This is a genomic window from Aquimarina sp. BL5 (assembly GCF_003443675.1).
In the GTDB taxonomy this organism is placed as follows: domain Bacteria; phylum Bacteroidota; class Bacteroidia; order Flavobacteriales; family Flavobacteriaceae; genus Aquimarina.
In genome coordinates this window covers 3,995,221-4,011,378 of record NZ_CP031963.1, presented here as the reverse complement: position 1 = coordinate 4,011,378, position 16,158 = coordinate 3,995,221, and the positions used below count along the sequence as shown (strand labels likewise).

Sequence of the window (16,158 nt, the reverse complement as noted above, 5' to 3'; positions counted from 1 at the left end):
AAACCAAACATCATCAGCGGCATCTATATACATATTCCATTTTGCAAACAAGCTTGTCACTACTGTGACTTTCATTTCTCCACTTCTACTAAGAAGAAAGATCAAATGGTTTTTGCATTATGTAACGAAATCAAATTGAGAAGACCAGAAATTGATGATCACGAAGTCATTGAAACTATATATTTTGGCGGTGGAACTCCAAGTATCTTATCTGTTTCTGCATTAAAGTTTATTATTGATACGATCTACGAAAACTACCTCGTTTCTGATGAAGTAGAAATCACCATAGAAGCCAATCCAGATGATCTGACAGAAGCATATATAAAATCATTAGCTCCTACCGAGGTAAATCGATTAAGTATTGGCATTCAATCTTTTTTCGAAGAAGATCTAAAACTAATGAATCGCGCTCACAACGCTAAGGAAGCTTTGGATTGTTTATTTCTTGCGACTAGCCAGTTCGATAATATATCAATAGATCTGATTTATGGAATTCCGGGAATGTCTTCAGAACGATGGCAAGAAAATCTAAAAATAGCATTAGATACTGGAATTCCTCATATATCAAGCTATGCATTAACCGTGGAGCCCAATACAGCCTTATCGTCTTTCATTGAAAAAGGAATTATTTCTCCTATCGAGGATGAACTGGCACAGGAACATTTCGATATCCTTGTGGAAACGATGGAACATGCAGGTTTTGAATATTATGAGTTTTCTAATTTCGGAAAGCAAGGATATTTTAGTAAAAATAACACTGCTTATTGGCAAGGCAAGCATTATTTGGGTATTGGACCTTCTGCACACTCCTATAACGGAAAAGAACGCAGCTGGAACATTAACAACAACATAAAATATATCAAAGCACTTCAGGAAAATAAACTCCCAAGAGAGATCGAAACACTAACAACTACCGATAAATATAATGAGTATGTAATGACTGGATTAAGAACTATTTGGGGAGTATCTCTGCAAAAAATAGAAAATGATTTTGGAGTTAGTTATAAAGAATATTTATTGAAACAAGGGCAGAAACATCTTGATGAGCATCTTTTATTTCTTGATGGAGATATATTAATAGTCACCAAAAAAGGAAAGTTTTTAAGTGATGGTATCGCAAGTGATCTTTTCTTGTTAAATTTAGGGTAATCTATTCTCCTAAATTAAAATCTAGGTAATGCAAGAAAAATATGATGTCATAGGAACCAATTATAATACCACTCGTACAGCAGATCCTTATCTTTTTAATAGATTACTTACACTTCTTAATCCTTCAGCCAAAGGAATGTATTTAGATATTGGATGTGGCACGGGCAATTACACAAAACAATTTGACAAAAAAGGATATCAGTTTATAGGTATTGACCCTTCTTCGGAGATGTTAGAAAAAGCTAAAATCCCAAGTAATAATGTACTCTGGAAAATTGGAAAAGCTGAAATTTTAGGGCTTTCAGAAAATAGTATAGATGGAATAGTTGCAAGTTTAACACTTCATCACTGGGATAGTTTGGATCAAGGTTTTGCATCATTACATAAGGTTTTAAAACCAGAGGGGAACATTGTAATTTTTACGGCTACTCCAGAACAAATGAAAGGATATTGGTTATGCCATTACTTTCCAAAAATGCTGGAAGATTCTATGAATCAAATGCCTTCGCTAGAAACAGTTAAAAGGAGCCTACATAAAAATGGATTGGTTATAGAAAAAACAGAAAAGTATTTTATTAAACCGGATCTAGAGGATCTTTTTCTATATTCAGGAAAACACAATCCAAAACTATATTTTAATCCTAAAGTAAGGCATGGAATATCGTCTTTCTCATCACTTTCTAATGCTTTAGAGGTAGAAAATGGTCTAAATGCTTTAGAAAAAGATATAGATTCAGGCAAAATAAACGATATTATAAAAAACTATGAAAATACAGATGGGGATTATCTGTTTCTTGTAGTCAAAACTACAGACTAACAATTTAATGATTACTAGTATACATTATAAAAACGTCACTTATAAAGTTGATCTATCACAACCACTTGATATATCAATCCCATTAAGAGCGACTAATGAAAATGTGAATGCCTGGTATATTCCAGCTCCAAAAATCGAACCGGTTACGGATGGAGATTGGATAGGAAAAGTTTCTGAAGGTGCTTCTACAAATTTTAATAGCATCTACTTTAATCCACACGGACACGGCACACACACAGAATGTATTGGACATATAACCAAAGGGTTCTACAGCATTAATCAAACATTAAAACAATTCTTTTTTACGGCTGAACTCGTTACCATAAACCCAGAGAAACAGGGAGATGATTTTGTGATTACTAAAAATCAAATAAAGACAGCTTTACAAGCTAATCCAAAAGCTTTAATTATCCGAACGCTTCCCAATACCGAAGAAAAACTTAGCAAACAATATTCTCATACGAACTGGCCGTATATATCTAAAGAAGCGGCTCTATATATGCGCGAAATAGAAATTGATCACCTCTTGATTGATTTACCATCAGTTGATAAAGAAAAAGATGACGGAAAACTATTAGCCCATAAAGCTTTTTGGAACTATCCAGAAGCTCCACGACTTGAAGCTACTATTACTGAAATGATTTTTGTAAAAAATGAAATCCCAGATGGTACTTACATCTTAAATCTTCAAATTGCCTCCTTCGAGAATGACGCTTCTCCAAGCAAACCAATTTTATACAAAACACTGAAGTCATGATGAAAACTACCTTGCAATTAGAAGAACTTGCTATGTTAGGACTAGGAATCTATCTATTCAGCCTATTGTCTTTTTCCTGGTGGTTATTCTTGGCCTTATTTTTGGTGCCGGATATAGGAATGTTAGGATATATTATTAATAACAGAATTGGTGCATTTACCTACAATATATTTCATCATAAAGGTTTAGCTATTTTCATGTTTTGCTTTGGGATATATTTATCAAATGAGCTTATACAACTATGCGGAATTATTCTATTTTCGCATGCTGCCTTTGATAGAGTTTTAGGTTATGGATTAAAACATGAAAAAGGATTTAAATTTACACACCTTGGTGAGATAGGTAAAAGGAATTAATATGGAGTTATTATTTATTGGGTTATTAATAGGTTCTGTTTTGGCGTATTTTATTTTTTCCAGATTTAACGCGGCAAAAAAAAGAGCTGGTATACAAACACAATCTACTATCCTAATGGAAAAAATCAGAAGTGTTTGTAAGCTAGTTACTGTGGAAGGCGATTTTGCCGAAATCTATCATTACGAAAGTGTAAAAGAAAAATTCTTTAAAACCATTAGAGGGAAGAAAAAAGCTTTAATTCTTATTGATGCTAAAGCACACGTGGGTTTTGATCTTTCTAAAATAAAATTAGATAGTGATACTAAAAACAAAAGAATTGTATTAACTCAATTTCCAAAGCCAAAACTACTAACCATAGAAACCGACTTTAAATATTATGATAAAAAAGAAGGCTGGCTTAATCCGATGACTTCTAATGATCTTACTGATATAAATCAAGAAGCTAAGCAATTTATCATCGATAAAATACCCGAAAGTGGATTAATCGAATCAGCCGGCAAAGAATTACTTACTGTTATTTCACTTATGGAAACTGTTGCAGAATCTATTGGTTGGACATTAGATTATTCCGCACTGGAATTAGACAATGATCCTGACCAAAAGCTTATAAATTAAAACTAATGAGCATTATTATTTCTACAGAAAAATCGGAATTAGATATCGACTTTATTCATCAATTTTTAACCAATTCATACTGGGCAAAAGGAAGAACAAAAGAAGAAGTAAGAACAAGCATAGAACATTGCCTTAATTTTGGCGTTTATCTAGATGAGCAACAGGTTGGTTTTGCCAGAGTACTCACTGATTATACTGTATTTGGTTATCTAATGGATGTTTTCATTGCGGAAAACCACAGAGGAAAAGGATATTCGAAAAAATTAATAAAATCTATTATAGAACATCCAGAATTGCAGAAAGTTAATCGATGGATGCTAGCTACGGCAGATGCCCATGGATTGTATAAACAATTTGGATTTGATGTGTTACCAAACCCAAAGATGATTATGAGTAAGGGTAAAATCAATAGATAATAATATATAACAATGAATATAGAAGCTTTTAGAGATTATTGTTTATCAAAAAAAGGAGTAACCGAAGAATTTCCTTTTGACGAAACAACACTGGTTTTTAAGGTAATGGGAAAGATGTTTGCGTTAACAGGTTTGAATAGACTTCCTTTTAGTGTAAACCTAAAATGCGATCCAGATAAGTCCATCGAGCTTAGAGAATTCCATCCAGAAATCGAGCCTGGATATCACATGAGTAAAAAACATTGGAATACTGTTAACTTTTCGGGCAATTTAGCTACTAACATGCTATGCGAATTGATTGATCACTCTTATGATTTAGTAGTAAGTGGTTTAACCAAAAAAGCAAAACAAGAATTAGAGAATTTATAAATCAAAAAAGAAGGAATAAAAGAGAAAACATAGTCATATGAAGTGGAGTCAAAAGTTTTTGACAACTCCAAACAACTATCTCTCGACTCCGCTCGAGATGTCATAGGTAAACATTTTTTTGCGCTCTCTTTTCGAATATATAATATGAATAATCCGCAACAATTTTATAGATCACAAATTGATCTTCATAATATATCATTAAAAAAAGTAAAGAAACAACTTGCTGTTTCCAGTACGATTCGACTATTCGTTTTTCTAGGTATTATAGCAGGTATCTATTTCGGGTATCCTAATACACAAATCATTATAGGTAGTATCGTAATAGGTATAACAGGCTTCATTATTATGGTAAATCGTCACACAGATCTGTCTTATATAAAAAATAAGCTTCAGAAATTGATCGACCTTAACCAACTGGAGCTTGATGTTTTTGAGGGTGATTATAATAAGCTATCTAGTGGAATAAAATATGTTAACCCTTCGCATCCTTATAGTCATGATATTGATTTATTTGGAGATCGATCTTTCTTTCAATATACCAATCGCACAACAACAGCTGCCGGAAAAAACAAACTAGCCGCTATACTACAAAGTAATAATATTGAAAATATAGAACGGAAACAAGATGCTATTAAAAACCTATCTAAACTACCGGAATGGCGCCAGGAATTCAGTGCAGTTGCCTCTCTAGTAGATGTATCTATTTCTGTATCTACTATCCGACAATGGCTTCAGAATTACACTCCCTTTGTACCAAAAATAATGCGCATACTTCCTGCAATTGTATCTGGAATTTCTGTACTAATGATTGTATTATTATTTTTAAATATAATTACATTCAACATCCTCTTATTATGGTTTTTTATCGGCTTAGGAATTACGGGATCTCAACTTAAAAAAATCAACGTCTTATACAGTAAATCTAATAAAGTAAAAGATACATTCGAACAATATTACAAATTAGTAGATCAGATTGAGAAAAGTAATTTCGAATCAACTTTACTTCAAGAAAAACAACAAGATGTAATCAATGAAAAAGAAAAGGCGTCAGTAATATTGAAACAGTTTGCGGGTATCCTCAATGCTTTAGATCAACGAAATAATATGATGTTTGGGGTTTTAGCTAATGGTTTATTTCTTTGGGATATCATTCAGTGCTATCGTATTGAAAAATGGATCGCTACACATCACGATAAAGTCGATCAATGGTTCGAAGTTATCGCCTTTTTTGATTCGTATAACTCCTTAGGTAATTTTTCTTTTAATAACCCTAATTATGTATACCCAGAACTAACTACAGAAAGCATAATTCTTAATGCTCAGGAATTAGGACATCCTATGCTTAATGCCGAGAAACGAATAGATAACGATATCACTATTGGCAAAGAAGAATTTTTTATCATTACAGGGGCTAATATGGCTGGAAAAAGTACTTTTCTAAGAACTGTAGCATTACAGATCGTAATGTCTAATATCGGTCTGCCGATTTGTGCAAAATCTTGTATATATAGACCCATCAAATTGATCACTAGTATGAGAACATCAGATTCGTTAAGTGATGATGCTTCCTACTTCTTTTCAGAATTAACTCAACTTAAAAAAATTGTTGATGCATTAGAAAAAGATGAATATTTCATCATTTTAGATGAAATATTAAAAGGTACAAACAGTAAAGATAAAGCAGCGGGATCTCGTAAGTTTGTAGAGAAGCTGGTCAAAGCCAACGCAACAGGAATTATAGCTACTCATGATTTAAGTTTATGCGAAATAGCATCAGAACTGGATGAAGTAAAAAATCGATTCTTTGATGCACAGATTGTGAATGATGAACTATATTTTGATTATAAATTCAAAGATGGTATTTGTCAAAATATGAATGCTTCCTTTCTACTAAACAAAATGGGAATCGTATAATCTCTTTTTATAATGAGAAGGAGTAATACCTTTTATTTCTTTAAACTTTCTATTAAAGTTAGATAAATTTTTAAAGCCGCTATTATAGGAAGCTTCGGATATAGTGATCTCCACTTCTTTAGATAGTAATCTGCAAACATTCTCAATTCTAACTTCAATCAAAAATTGAAAAAACGTTTTGTTTGTACGTTGTTTAAAATAACGACAAAAAGCATTTGGAGTCATATGCGCAAGATCCGCTACCTCCTTAAGCGAAAAATCTCGGTTAAATTCATTCATCACCGTCTGAAAAACTCTAGCCATTCGTTTCCCCTCATTATCTGTATACGCTCTTTTCGAAATAAATGAAGATATAGTTTTAATCTTTGCTGTTTTTAATAGTTTTAAGATCTTCAGAAAAATCGTAAAACGATCTAGTCTTTCCTCTGCCTTAAGAATTTTAAGGAATTGTCTTTTTAATTTTTGTTTTTTTGAAAGCACTCTAATTCCATATACCGAACTTCTAAAAAAACTGGATAAATCTTCAAACTCTGGGAGTTCAAAAAATGTATTCCCAAAAGATTCCTTCGTAAAAAAAAGAGAAATCATATAAGATTCCTGGTCTGACACTGCACTTTGTAATACATGAGGGACATTACTTCCAAAAACCAAAATGTCATCTGGTTTATAATCAGTAATCGTATCACCAACAATTACACTACCTTCTCCTGATACAATAATAGAAATCTGTATTTCCTCATGTTGATGAAATTTATCATATAAGACAATTTCCTTATCTTCTTGAACGATTAAAGTATCTGTTGAAGATTTCGGTATTTTAAAAGGTAAAACTTTCATTTATAGCAATATATACTTCAATATTAATCATAAATAAGTAAATCAACACAATAAGAGGTAATATAATATCATTATAGGATAATTTCAGGATATCCTTACATTTAAATTGACAATATATTTGAACCAAAATTATAAGGAATGGTTATAGATTGGAAAGGCGTAATGCCAGCTGTTACTACAAAGTTCACACATGAAGACACTTTGGATCTAGAAATGTTTACTACTAATATCGAAGCACAGCTAAATGCTGGTGTTCACGGTATCATCCTGGGAGGAACTTTGGGGGAAGCCAGTACTCTGGACAATGCCGAGAAAAGCACCTTGGTAAAAACTACGGTAAACATTGTGAAGAGTAGAATTCCGGTAGTTATTAATATTGCAGAACAAAGCACAAAAGGCGCTATTAAAGCAGCTCATAAAGCCGAAGAAGATGGGGCAAATGGGTTGATGATGCTACCACCAATGCGTTATAAAGCTGGAGATAGAGAAACCGTGACTTATTTTAAAGAAGTTGCTAAAAACACGAATTTACCTATCATGATCTATAATAATCCAGTAGATTATAAAATTGAAGTAACCATGGATATGTTCGATGAACTTATTGAACTTGATAATATCCAGGCGGTAAAGGAATCTACCAGAGACATTTCTAATATCACCCGTTTAAAAAATAGATTTGGAGATAGATTAAAAATTCTCAGCGGAGTTGACACTTTAGCGTTAGAAAGCCTATTGATGGGTGCAGACGGATGGGTTGCTGGATTAGTTTGTGCTTTTCCAGAAGAAACAGTGGCTATTTACGAACTACAAAAAGCAGGAAGAATTAAAGAAGCTATAGCTATCTATCGTTGGTTTTTGCCATTGCTGGAATTAGATATAAACCCTAAATTAGTACAAAACATTAAATTGGCGGAAGTTGCTACTGGTATAGGTACAGAAAATGTGCGTGCCCCCAGACTTCCTTTGGCTGGCGAAGAACGTAAAAAAGTATTAGAGATTATTGAACATGGTATAAAGACAAGACCAACACTACCAAATTATAAATCATTAGTTTATTAAATCGTCATAAAACTAACTCACTAAATCATCAATCATGATCACTGGCAAAAACTATATAGGAAATGAACTTTCTTCTGAAGGGCTCAAAACATATACAACTTTTAACCCTAAGTTAAATATAGAAAACGAACATACTTTTTTTGAAGCCTCTCCAGAGGAAATAGAAAAAACCGTATCTCTTGCTTCAGAGGCTTTCGAATCCTTCAAGAAAGTATCTGGTAATAAAAAAGCTGAGTTTCTTAACTCGATTGCAGATGAAATTTTGGCATTAGACCAATCCCTTATAGAAACCTATGTGTCCGAGACGGGCTTACCAGAAGGTAGAGCGAAAGGAGAACGTGGCAGAACTATTGGGCAATTAAGAATGTTTGCAGAATTAGTAGCACGCGGTTCTTGGGTAGAAGCTACTATCGATACTGCAGATTTAGATAGATCACCAATCCCAAAGCAAGATATTCGCAAAATGTTAGTTCCATTAGGCCCAGTTGTTGTTTTTGGAGCTAGTAATTTTCCTTTGGCTTATTCTACAGCTGGTGGAGATACTGCTGCGGCATTAGCTGCTGGATGCCCGGTGATTGTAAAATCACATCCTATGCATGCCGGAACCGGAGAATTAGTTGCATCTGCTATTATCAAAGCTGTACAAAAAACCGGAATGCCTAACGGTGTTTTCTCTAACCTTAACAGCTCGGGAATAGAAGTTGGTGTTCAATTGGTAAAACATCCCAAAGTAAAAGCAGTCGGATTTACAGGAAGCATTAAAGGAGGTAGAGCACTTTTTGATTTAGCATCGCAGCGACCAGAACCTATTCCTGTATTTGCAGAAATGGGAAGTATTAATCCTGTAATTCTACTTCCAAAAGCAACAGCATCAAAAGGTGAAGCGCTTGCTAAAACATATGCCCAGTCTATCACACTCGGAACTGGACAATTTTGTACAAATCCAGGACTCATTTTAGGAATAAAAGGCGATTCACTTGATAATTTTATCAATATCCTTTCTGATGAGATTATAAAAATTGAACCATCTTGTATGTTACATCCTAATATCATTGGTAATTATGAAAAAAATAGATCTAATGCATTACAGCAAAGTGGATTAATCGTTACCGCCCACTATCAAAATGATGTAGCGTCCAATCACGCAAGACAAACAGTAACCACTGTAGAAGGAAAAACTTTTTTAGAAAATACTACGTTACATCAAGAAGTATTTGGACCCTTTTCTATGGTAGTACAATGTGCAAATGTAAATGAATTAGAAACTATTATCAATAATCTGGAAGGTCAACTAACAGGAACGATATTGGCAGAAAATGATGAAGTTGCCATATATACTTCGGTAATAGAAGCACTCCAAAACCGTGTGGGAAGAATCATTTTCAATGGTGTTCCTACGGGTGTAGAAGTTTGCCCTGCTATGCTTCATGGAGGTCCGTATCCAGCATCAACGGATAGTAGATTTACGGCAGTTGGGATTCATTCTATAAAACGCTGGGTAAGACCATTCAGCTATCAAAGTTGGCCGAAAGCACTATTACCCGATGAACTTAAAAATGAAAACCCCTTAGGAATATCTCGTTTAGTAAACGGAAAACAAACTCATGATAAGATCTAGGAGCCATGTCCAAAACAACTTATAAATGTATCGATGCCCATACCTGCGGAAATCCTGTACGAGTTGTTACAACAGGACATCCCAATCTCCAAGGTAATTCTATGAGCGAAAAACGACAGCATTTCTTAAAAGAATACGATTGGATTAGAACGGGATTGATGTTTGAACCTCGCGGTCATGATATGATGAGCGGTAGCTTTTTATTCGAACCACAGGATCCCGTAAATGATTTTGCTATTCTTTTTATAGAAACATCAGGTTGTTTACCTATGTGTGGACATGGAACCATAGGAACTATTACTATTGCAATAGAAGAAGATTTAATCCAACCTAAAGTTCCCGGAGAAATACGCATGGAAGCTCCTGCAGGATTAGTTGAAATTGAATATCAACAATCAGGAAAAAAAGTGGATTGGGTAAAACTAAAAAATGTAAAATCTTACCTGGCGGCAGAAGCATTGACGATTGATTGTCCTGAACTTGGTAAAATAACCTTTGACGTTGCTTACGGCGGTAATTATTATGCTATAGTTGATACCCAGAAAAACTTTAGAGGACTACGGAATTTCACTGCTTCTAAATTGATACAATATTCTCAGGTTATTCGAGATCGAATTAATGAAAAATATCCTGATTATTTCATTCATCCAGAAAATGAAACCATCAGAGATGTTAGTCATATCCTCTGGACAGGAGATCCGATCGATCCTAGTTCATCCGGAAGAAATGCAGTTTTTTATGGAGATAAAGCTATAGATCGTTCTCCCTGCGGTACAGGAACCTCTGCAAGGATGGCGCAATTATACGCTAAAGGAAAATTAAAAAAAGGAGAAGAATTTATTCATGAAAGTTTTATTGGTTCTAAATTTATAGGAAGAATTGAAGAAGAGACTGAGCTTGCTGATCAAAAAGCTATCATTCCTAGTATACAAGGATGGGCAAAAATATACGGATATAATACAATCATTATTGATGATCAAGATGATCCCTATGCACACGGATTTCAGGTTATATAAAAGTCTTCGACAAGCTCAGACTGACAGAATAACTAATAATTTATGAAATAGAAATAAAAAACAATATGTCACACTGAGCTTGTCGAAGTGTTTGCAACTATGAGTAAAAAAGTAATTATCATCGGAGGTGGAATAATTGGACTTTGTTCCGCATACTATTTGCATAAAGAAGGTCATAACATAACCGTTATAGATCAGTCCTCTATGGATTATGGTGCCTCTTATGTAAACGCCGGATATCTGACTCCCAGTCATATTATTCCTTTAGCAGCTCCGGGAGTCATGAAAAAAGGATTAAAATGGATGTTCAATCCTGCTAGTCCACTATTTATAAAACCTCGCTTAACATCTGATTTCTTACAATGGGCTTGGGCTTTCAATAAATCTTGTTCTTCAGAAAACGTAGTTCGTAGTATTTCTGTCATTAAAGATATAAATCTATTAAGCAGAGATTTATATTCTGAAATTAAGGAACAAGAGGATTTTAACTTTCATTTAGAACGAAAAGGATTATTAATGCTTTGTCAATCAGATAAACTGCTGGAGGAGGAAATTCTCATAGGAAAAATAGCCCAAGAAGAAGGCTTACCGGTTAAGAATCTTTCTTTTCCTGAATTAAAACAACTAGAACCTAACATACAACTACATGCTAAAGGTGCGGTATTGTATGAATGTGATGGACACACCACTCCACATCTATTTATGAAAGAAATGAAAGCTTATCTAGAAATTGCTGGCGTTACATTTCGAAAAAATGAAAAGATCAATGATATTGATGTAAGAAATAATAAAATCGTTTCGATAACAAGTACTTCTAATACATATACCGCTGATGAATATATACTAGCTGCAGGTTCTTGGTCTAAATTATTGAGTAAAAAACTCGGAATCAAATTATTGCTTGAAGCAGGAAAAGGATATCGAATAAATTCTAAAAGAGATTTAGGAATTACTATGCCTACGATTCTTGCAGAAGCTAAGGTAGCAGTTACACCCATGCAAGGATTTACTCGTTTCGCAGGAACCATGGAAATTGCCGGAATCAATCATGATATTAATAAAGTGAGAGTCGAGGCCATTGCCAATGCCGCTCATAGATACTATCCAGATATTATTCTCACTTATGACGAAAAGAATGATGCTGCCTGTGGTTTACGACCAGTCTCTCCAGACGGCATGGCTTACATTGGTAAATCTAGTAAATGCAAAAACCTAACCATTGCTACTGGACATGCAATGATGGGTTGGAGTATGGGACCAGCTACCGGTAAATTAGTTTCGGAACTAATTTCGGATAAAAAACCATCCTTAAATTTAGAGGTGTATCACCCTGATCGACGGTTTTAAAAAAAACCTTTATTTAGTTAGACCTAACAGGTTTTGGAAACCTGTCAGGTCTTTTTATTATATGCTACAATATATCCGTTTGCCTTTTATAAAAAGCATCTTGTTGTTTCTGCATTAGTTCTCTTGCAATTTTCTTTTTGTATTGATACAATTCATCTTCTTCTGCAATATCACCATATACTCGATCATTCACAGTATGATCTGTTGCTAACATAATTTTGCGTTGATCAGCTTTCTGTGCTGTCCAGGTTTTTACTTCACCCTCTATATCCTCAATTTTAAAATCATATTCTCCTTTTGGCGAAAGTAACTTTGCAAAAATAGGCGAGGTCTCTATAGCTAAAAACAATAAAAAGATAAAAAATGAAGGTAACCAAGGCAATTCATTAAGTGCATTAACTCTGGCCATCAATCCATCAAAATTATCAATGATTGGTTGAGAAGTTTCCACTTGCTTATCATAGGCTGATGCCAATTCCGTCTTTTGTGCTTCTAAACCAGTGATTTTTCCGGCATTTGTTTTCTTCAGCTCCACCAACTCAGCTAGCATTGCATCATGCTTTTCTCTTTTCTCTTTATAAACAGGACCTTTACCTACAAGCTCTGTACCTTTTCGTCCTTCTGCCTCAGCAATATAAGTTTCATACAGCTCATTTACTTCTGTTTCCTTTGCACTTATTTCTTGTTTTAACCCAGTTATTTCGGTATCAATTCCTTCTACAACTGGAGTATATTGAGTTGCGATTTGTTCTTGATTAGCTAAGGTGAGATCGTTCTTTTGCTCTAGAAGAACTTGGTCAATTTCTTTTTCAAAAATCTTTAATTCTAAGGGCTTTGAAATAACAACCGCAATGATAACTGCTAAAATAATTCTGGGAGAAGCCTGTAAAAGTTCATCCAGAAAATTATCCTTTTTCTTAATCGTAGAAACTATAAATCGATCTAGGTTAAAGATCAATAATCCCCATACTAATCCGAAGAAAATAGCAGTAAAATAATTATCAAATACAGTATATAGCGCATAACTCGCCGCTAAAAATGCCATAAGTGCAGTAAAAAATACAGTTGCACCAATACCTGCATACTTATTTTGTTCTCCATTAGAGCTATCAGCCAGTATATCGGCATCAGCACCAGAGCACATAATGAAAAAATTTTTTAACATAATCTAAGGGTGTTTTTTGATTGACAATAGACTTATAACGCTGATTTCTAACTAAATGTTGCGCAAAAAACCCCACCAAGGTGAGGTTTTAGATAATTTATACATTTAATAATAACTAAATGTTTCGATCAATCTTTAAGTTTCACTTTTGATTTTCCATTTTTTGTAGACGCATCTATCGAAAGATTCTTATTAGAGTCTTCAACAAGTTTGAGTGCTTCTTTGGCAGAAATTTGTTCTCCATTGTAATAAAATTCAGCATCTTTTTTAGCCATCCTTTCTATTAATTTATCAGGTGAATGGTTCCTGGCTACTCTCATTGCTTGGAGTTCTGCTTTTCTAGCTTCCATTTCTGCTTGTCTTGCACTTTTTCTTGCTTCCATCGCAGCTTTACGAGCTTGCATTTCTGCTTTTCTCATTGTTTTTCTAGCTTCCAACTCTACTTCCATAGCGTTTTTTCTCGCCTCCATTTCGGCTTTACGCATTTCTTTTTCAGCTTTACTAGTTTGCATTTTAGCCTCTCTCATTAACTCTCTAGATTCCTTTCGGGCTCTTAATCTCGCTTCCTGAGATGCTTCCATAGCTATTTCACGAGCATTTTCTGCAGCTCGTCTAGCTTCTTCTGCATTCAGCATTGCCAATTCCGAAGCAAGTTCTTGCTCTCTTCTAATTTCTTCAACAAGAACCTCTGCTTCTTCTCTTTCAATTTCTGCTCGTTCTCTTTCTTCCTCTGCTTCCTCTTTTAATCGTTCATTTTCTTCTTCTGTCCAATCTTCTTTTTCTGATAAGAGAATTTCTGCGTAGCCATCATTGGTTTTAATTCTTTCTGCTTTTTTTGATAAACCGTTTGGAGTATTTTTTTCTTTTGGTGGTGGAGGCGGTGGAATGTTACTTTTTTCACCTTTTTTTACTTTTGGAGCTTCTGGTGGTGGTGGAGGTGGTGGAATATCGCTTTTTTCTCCTTTCTTTACTTTTGGTGCCTCTGGCACAGGAGGTGGTGGCGGAATATCAGGGAACTGTTCTGATCCTTTACGCTGCTCAGCAGTCATATTTCTATAAATATTTATCATACGATAAATCTCACTCTCTCTAATAGTAATCGATTTATTCGCTTTAATTTTAGCATTTAAATCTTTTGCCCAGACATTATATTCTTTTACCATTTCATCTGTTACACCATCCTGAAAATCAGTTACATTTTCATCTACAGAAATACTTCCTTCTTCGCTTTTCACAACCAGTGTTGAAACTTTCTCTTCTGTATGAAGGTTCACAATCTCATCAAGTGGTCGTTCTACTTCTTTAGCCACTATTTCGTTATTAAAAAATAATACGCATAGTGATAAAACAGGCGCTAAAGTGACTAACTTTAGCATCGTTCTTTTTTTCGAAAATTCTTTTGTCATCATCTGTAATCGCTTTTTTGTTAATGAATAATTAATAGGACTCGATAATACAGCTTGATTAGAGCTGTTGGGATAATTAAGGAGTAATTCAAAGTAATTTTGTATTGAAAACCTTTGTTTCAATACGCTCTGGTCTGCAAGAAACTCATGGTTTAGCTTAATAGATCTTTTTATAAAAATAAATAAAGGGTTAAACCAAAAGATTACTTGTAGAACCTCTACAAACAGTATATCTAGTGTATGTTTTTGCTGTACATGTGTTTTTTCGTGAAGTAATACTTCTTCTGGGATGTTTTTATTTTGGAATTCTTTTTTAGGGACAAAAATGTAACTCAGAAAGGTATGTGGAATTATTGAACTACTTAACAACACATTAATATGTGATGGCTCTTTTAATCTTTCATTGGTTCTGATCTTTTTAGAAATAGCAATTACATTTCGGATAAATCGGAAACCAAAAACTAACACACCAATTCCGTAAACAATCCACAAAATAATTGGTAAATAATCAACCGATTCTTGAGTGATTTCTGTTTCTGGCACTATCAATAAAGGAGTTGTTATTTCTGAAACTGTTTCTGATTGGGAAATGACTTCTGCTTCATAAGTCAGTGTAATCAAGGGGATACTGAATGCAAAAACCAAACTAAAAAGAAGATAAAACCTCTTTACAAAATGGATGTTTTCCTTTTCTAAAAACAGCTTATAGAATGCCCATAAGAGCATCAAACAAAGTGATGATTTAATTATATATGCTATCATTTTTGTTTCTTTAAAAGTTCTTGGTCTACAATCTTTTTAAGTTCTTCTAATTCTGAAGTTGATAAGTTCGTTTCTGAAGTAAAAAAGGATGCAAACTGCGATGCAGAGTCATTAAAAAAATTCTTTATCAAGCCGTTTACATGTTTAGAAAAATAATCTGTCTTTTTTACCAGAGGGTAATATTCTCTAGACTTTCCGTACAACGTGTATGCTATAAATCCTTTATCAGCCATTCTCTTAAGCAAAGTAGCAACCGTTGTAGTCGCTGGTTTTGGCTCCGGAAAAGCATCTAGTAAATCTTTCATAAAAGCTTTCTCTAGCTTCCAGAGGTATTTCATTAATTGTTCTTCTGCTTTGGATAACTGCATTACTCTACATTGTTAGAATTAACTCTACAAATGTAGAGTAAAAAATTATAATTCCAAATATTTTAATAAAAAAATACCTGTTAGGCTATTAAAACCTGACAGGTATTTTACTATTTGCGTTAGGGATTGAACGGCTTGTTTGAGCTCCTTTTAGTGATTTATTGAAATCCCTAAAAGAGCGAGCAG

General features: G+C 34.0%; 16 protein-coding genes. 12 read left to right on the top strand and 4 right to left on the bottom strand.

Annotated elements, in window-relative coordinates:
- The first annotated feature begins 12 nt into the window (after positions 1-12).
- The 8 genes from hemW (at position 13) to D1818_RS16705 (ending at position 6,394) form a co-directional block, all read left to right on the top strand.
- The gene (gene hemW / locus D1818_RS16740) at positions 13-1,149 is read left to right on the top strand and encodes a radical SAM family heme chaperone HemW (RefSeq protein WP_118463845.1); all 1,137 of its coding nucleotides are present in this window, start codon (positions 13-15) and stop codon (positions 1,147-1,149) included.
- A gap of 28 nt (positions 1,150-1,177) precedes the next feature.
- Positions 1,178-1,966 carry a class I SAM-dependent methyltransferase gene (locus D1818_RS16735; protein ID WP_118460121.1) on the top strand — a complete coding sequence of 263 codons (789 nt, stop codon included), beginning with the start codon at positions 1,178-1,180 and terminating at the stop codon, positions 1,964-1,966.
- 7 nt (positions 1,967-1,973) lie between these two features.
- On the top strand, positions 1,974-2,723 hold the full coding sequence (locus D1818_RS16730; protein WP_118460120.1) for a cyclase family protein: 750 nt from the start codon (positions 1,974-1,976) through the stop codon (positions 2,721-2,723).
- Positions 2,723-3,079: a DUF4260 domain-containing protein gene (locus D1818_RS16725; protein WP_118463842.1), complete on the top strand. Its 357-nt coding sequence runs from the start codon at positions 2,723-2,725 to the stop codon at positions 3,077-3,079. Before D1818_RS16730 ends, D1818_RS16725 begins: the two co-directional genes overlap by 1 nt.
- Before the next feature lies 1 nt (position 3,080).
- Positions 3,081-3,695, top strand: a complete 615-nt coding sequence (locus D1818_RS16720; protein ID WP_118460119.1) for a DUF4230 domain-containing protein — start codon at positions 3,081-3,083, stop codon at positions 3,693-3,695.
- A gap of 5 nt (positions 3,696-3,700) precedes the next feature.
- Entirely contained in the window at positions 3,701-4,111 is a 411-nt protein-coding gene (locus D1818_RS16715) for a GNAT family N-acetyltransferase (protein ID WP_118460118.1), read from the top strand.
- Positions 4,112-4,123: 12 nt separating this feature from the next.
- Entirely contained in the window at positions 4,124-4,480 is a 357-nt protein-coding gene (locus D1818_RS16710; RefSeq protein WP_118460117.1) for an MmcQ/YjbR family DNA-binding protein, read from the top strand.
- A gap of 144 nt (positions 4,481-4,624) precedes the next feature.
- A complete protein-coding gene (locus D1818_RS16705) occupies positions 4,625-6,394 on the top strand; it encodes a DNA mismatch repair protein MutS (RefSeq protein ID WP_118460116.1) in 1,770 nt (589 codons plus the stop codon).
- On the opposite strand, the gene D1818_RS16700 is transcribed toward D1818_RS16705, so the two are convergent.
- Positions 6,371-7,231 (bottom strand): AraC family transcriptional regulator, encoded by an 861-nt coding sequence (locus D1818_RS16700; RefSeq protein ID WP_118460115.1) that lies wholly within the window; start codon positions 7,229-7,231, stop codon positions 6,371-6,373. The two genes, D1818_RS16705 and D1818_RS16700, sit on opposite strands and share 24 nt — an antisense overlap.
- A gap of 138 nt (positions 7,232-7,369) precedes the next feature.
- Between D1818_RS16700 and D1818_RS16695 the strand changes: the two genes are divergently transcribed.
- The 4 genes from D1818_RS16695 to D1818_RS16680 all read left to right on the top strand — a co-directional run bounded on the left by D1818_RS16695 (position 7,370) and on the right by D1818_RS16680 (position 12,271).
- Positions 7,370-8,290: a dihydrodipicolinate synthase family protein gene (locus D1818_RS16695; RefSeq protein WP_118460114.1), complete on the top strand. Its 921-nt coding sequence runs from the start codon at positions 7,370-7,372 to the stop codon at positions 8,288-8,290.
- Between the two features lie 34 nt (positions 8,291-8,324).
- The gene (locus D1818_RS16690) at positions 8,325-9,908 is read left to right on the top strand and encodes an aldehyde dehydrogenase (NADP(+)) (RefSeq protein WP_118460113.1); all 1,584 of its coding nucleotides are present in this window, start codon (positions 8,325-8,327) and stop codon (positions 9,906-9,908) included.
- A gap of 5 nt (positions 9,909-9,913) precedes the next feature.
- Positions 9,914-10,924, top strand: a complete 1,011-nt coding sequence (locus D1818_RS16685; RefSeq protein WP_118460112.1) for a 4-hydroxyproline epimerase — start codon at positions 9,914-9,916, stop codon at positions 10,922-10,924.
- 99 nt (positions 10,925-11,023) lie between these two features.
- Positions 11,024-12,271 (top strand): FAD-binding oxidoreductase, encoded by a 1,248-nt coding sequence (locus D1818_RS16680; protein WP_118460111.1) that lies wholly within the window; start codon positions 11,024-11,026, stop codon positions 12,269-12,271.
- Positions 12,272-12,335: 64 nt separating this feature from the next.
- Here D1818_RS16680 and D1818_RS16675 read toward each other — a convergent pair whose 3' ends face one another.
- The 3 genes from D1818_RS16675 to D1818_RS16665 form a co-directional block, all read right to left on the bottom strand.
- Positions 12,336-13,436 carry a DUF4407 domain-containing protein gene (locus tag D1818_RS16675; protein WP_118460110.1) on the bottom strand — a complete coding sequence of 367 codons (1,101 nt, stop codon included), beginning with the start codon at positions 13,434-13,436 and terminating at the stop codon, positions 12,336-12,338.
- Positions 13,437-13,564: 128 nt separating this feature from the next.
- Complete coding sequence (locus D1818_RS16670; protein ID WP_118460109.1) at positions 13,565-15,604, bottom strand: M56 family metallopeptidase; 2,040 nt, start codon at positions 15,602-15,604, stop codon at positions 13,565-13,567.
- The gene (locus D1818_RS16665) at positions 15,601-15,972 is read right to left on the bottom strand and encodes a BlaI/MecI/CopY family transcriptional regulator (RefSeq protein WP_118460108.1); all 372 of its coding nucleotides are present in this window, start codon (positions 15,970-15,972) and stop codon (positions 15,601-15,603) included. Before D1818_RS16665 ends, D1818_RS16670 begins: the two co-directional genes overlap by 4 nt.
- Positions 15,973-16,158: the final 186 nt, after the last annotated feature.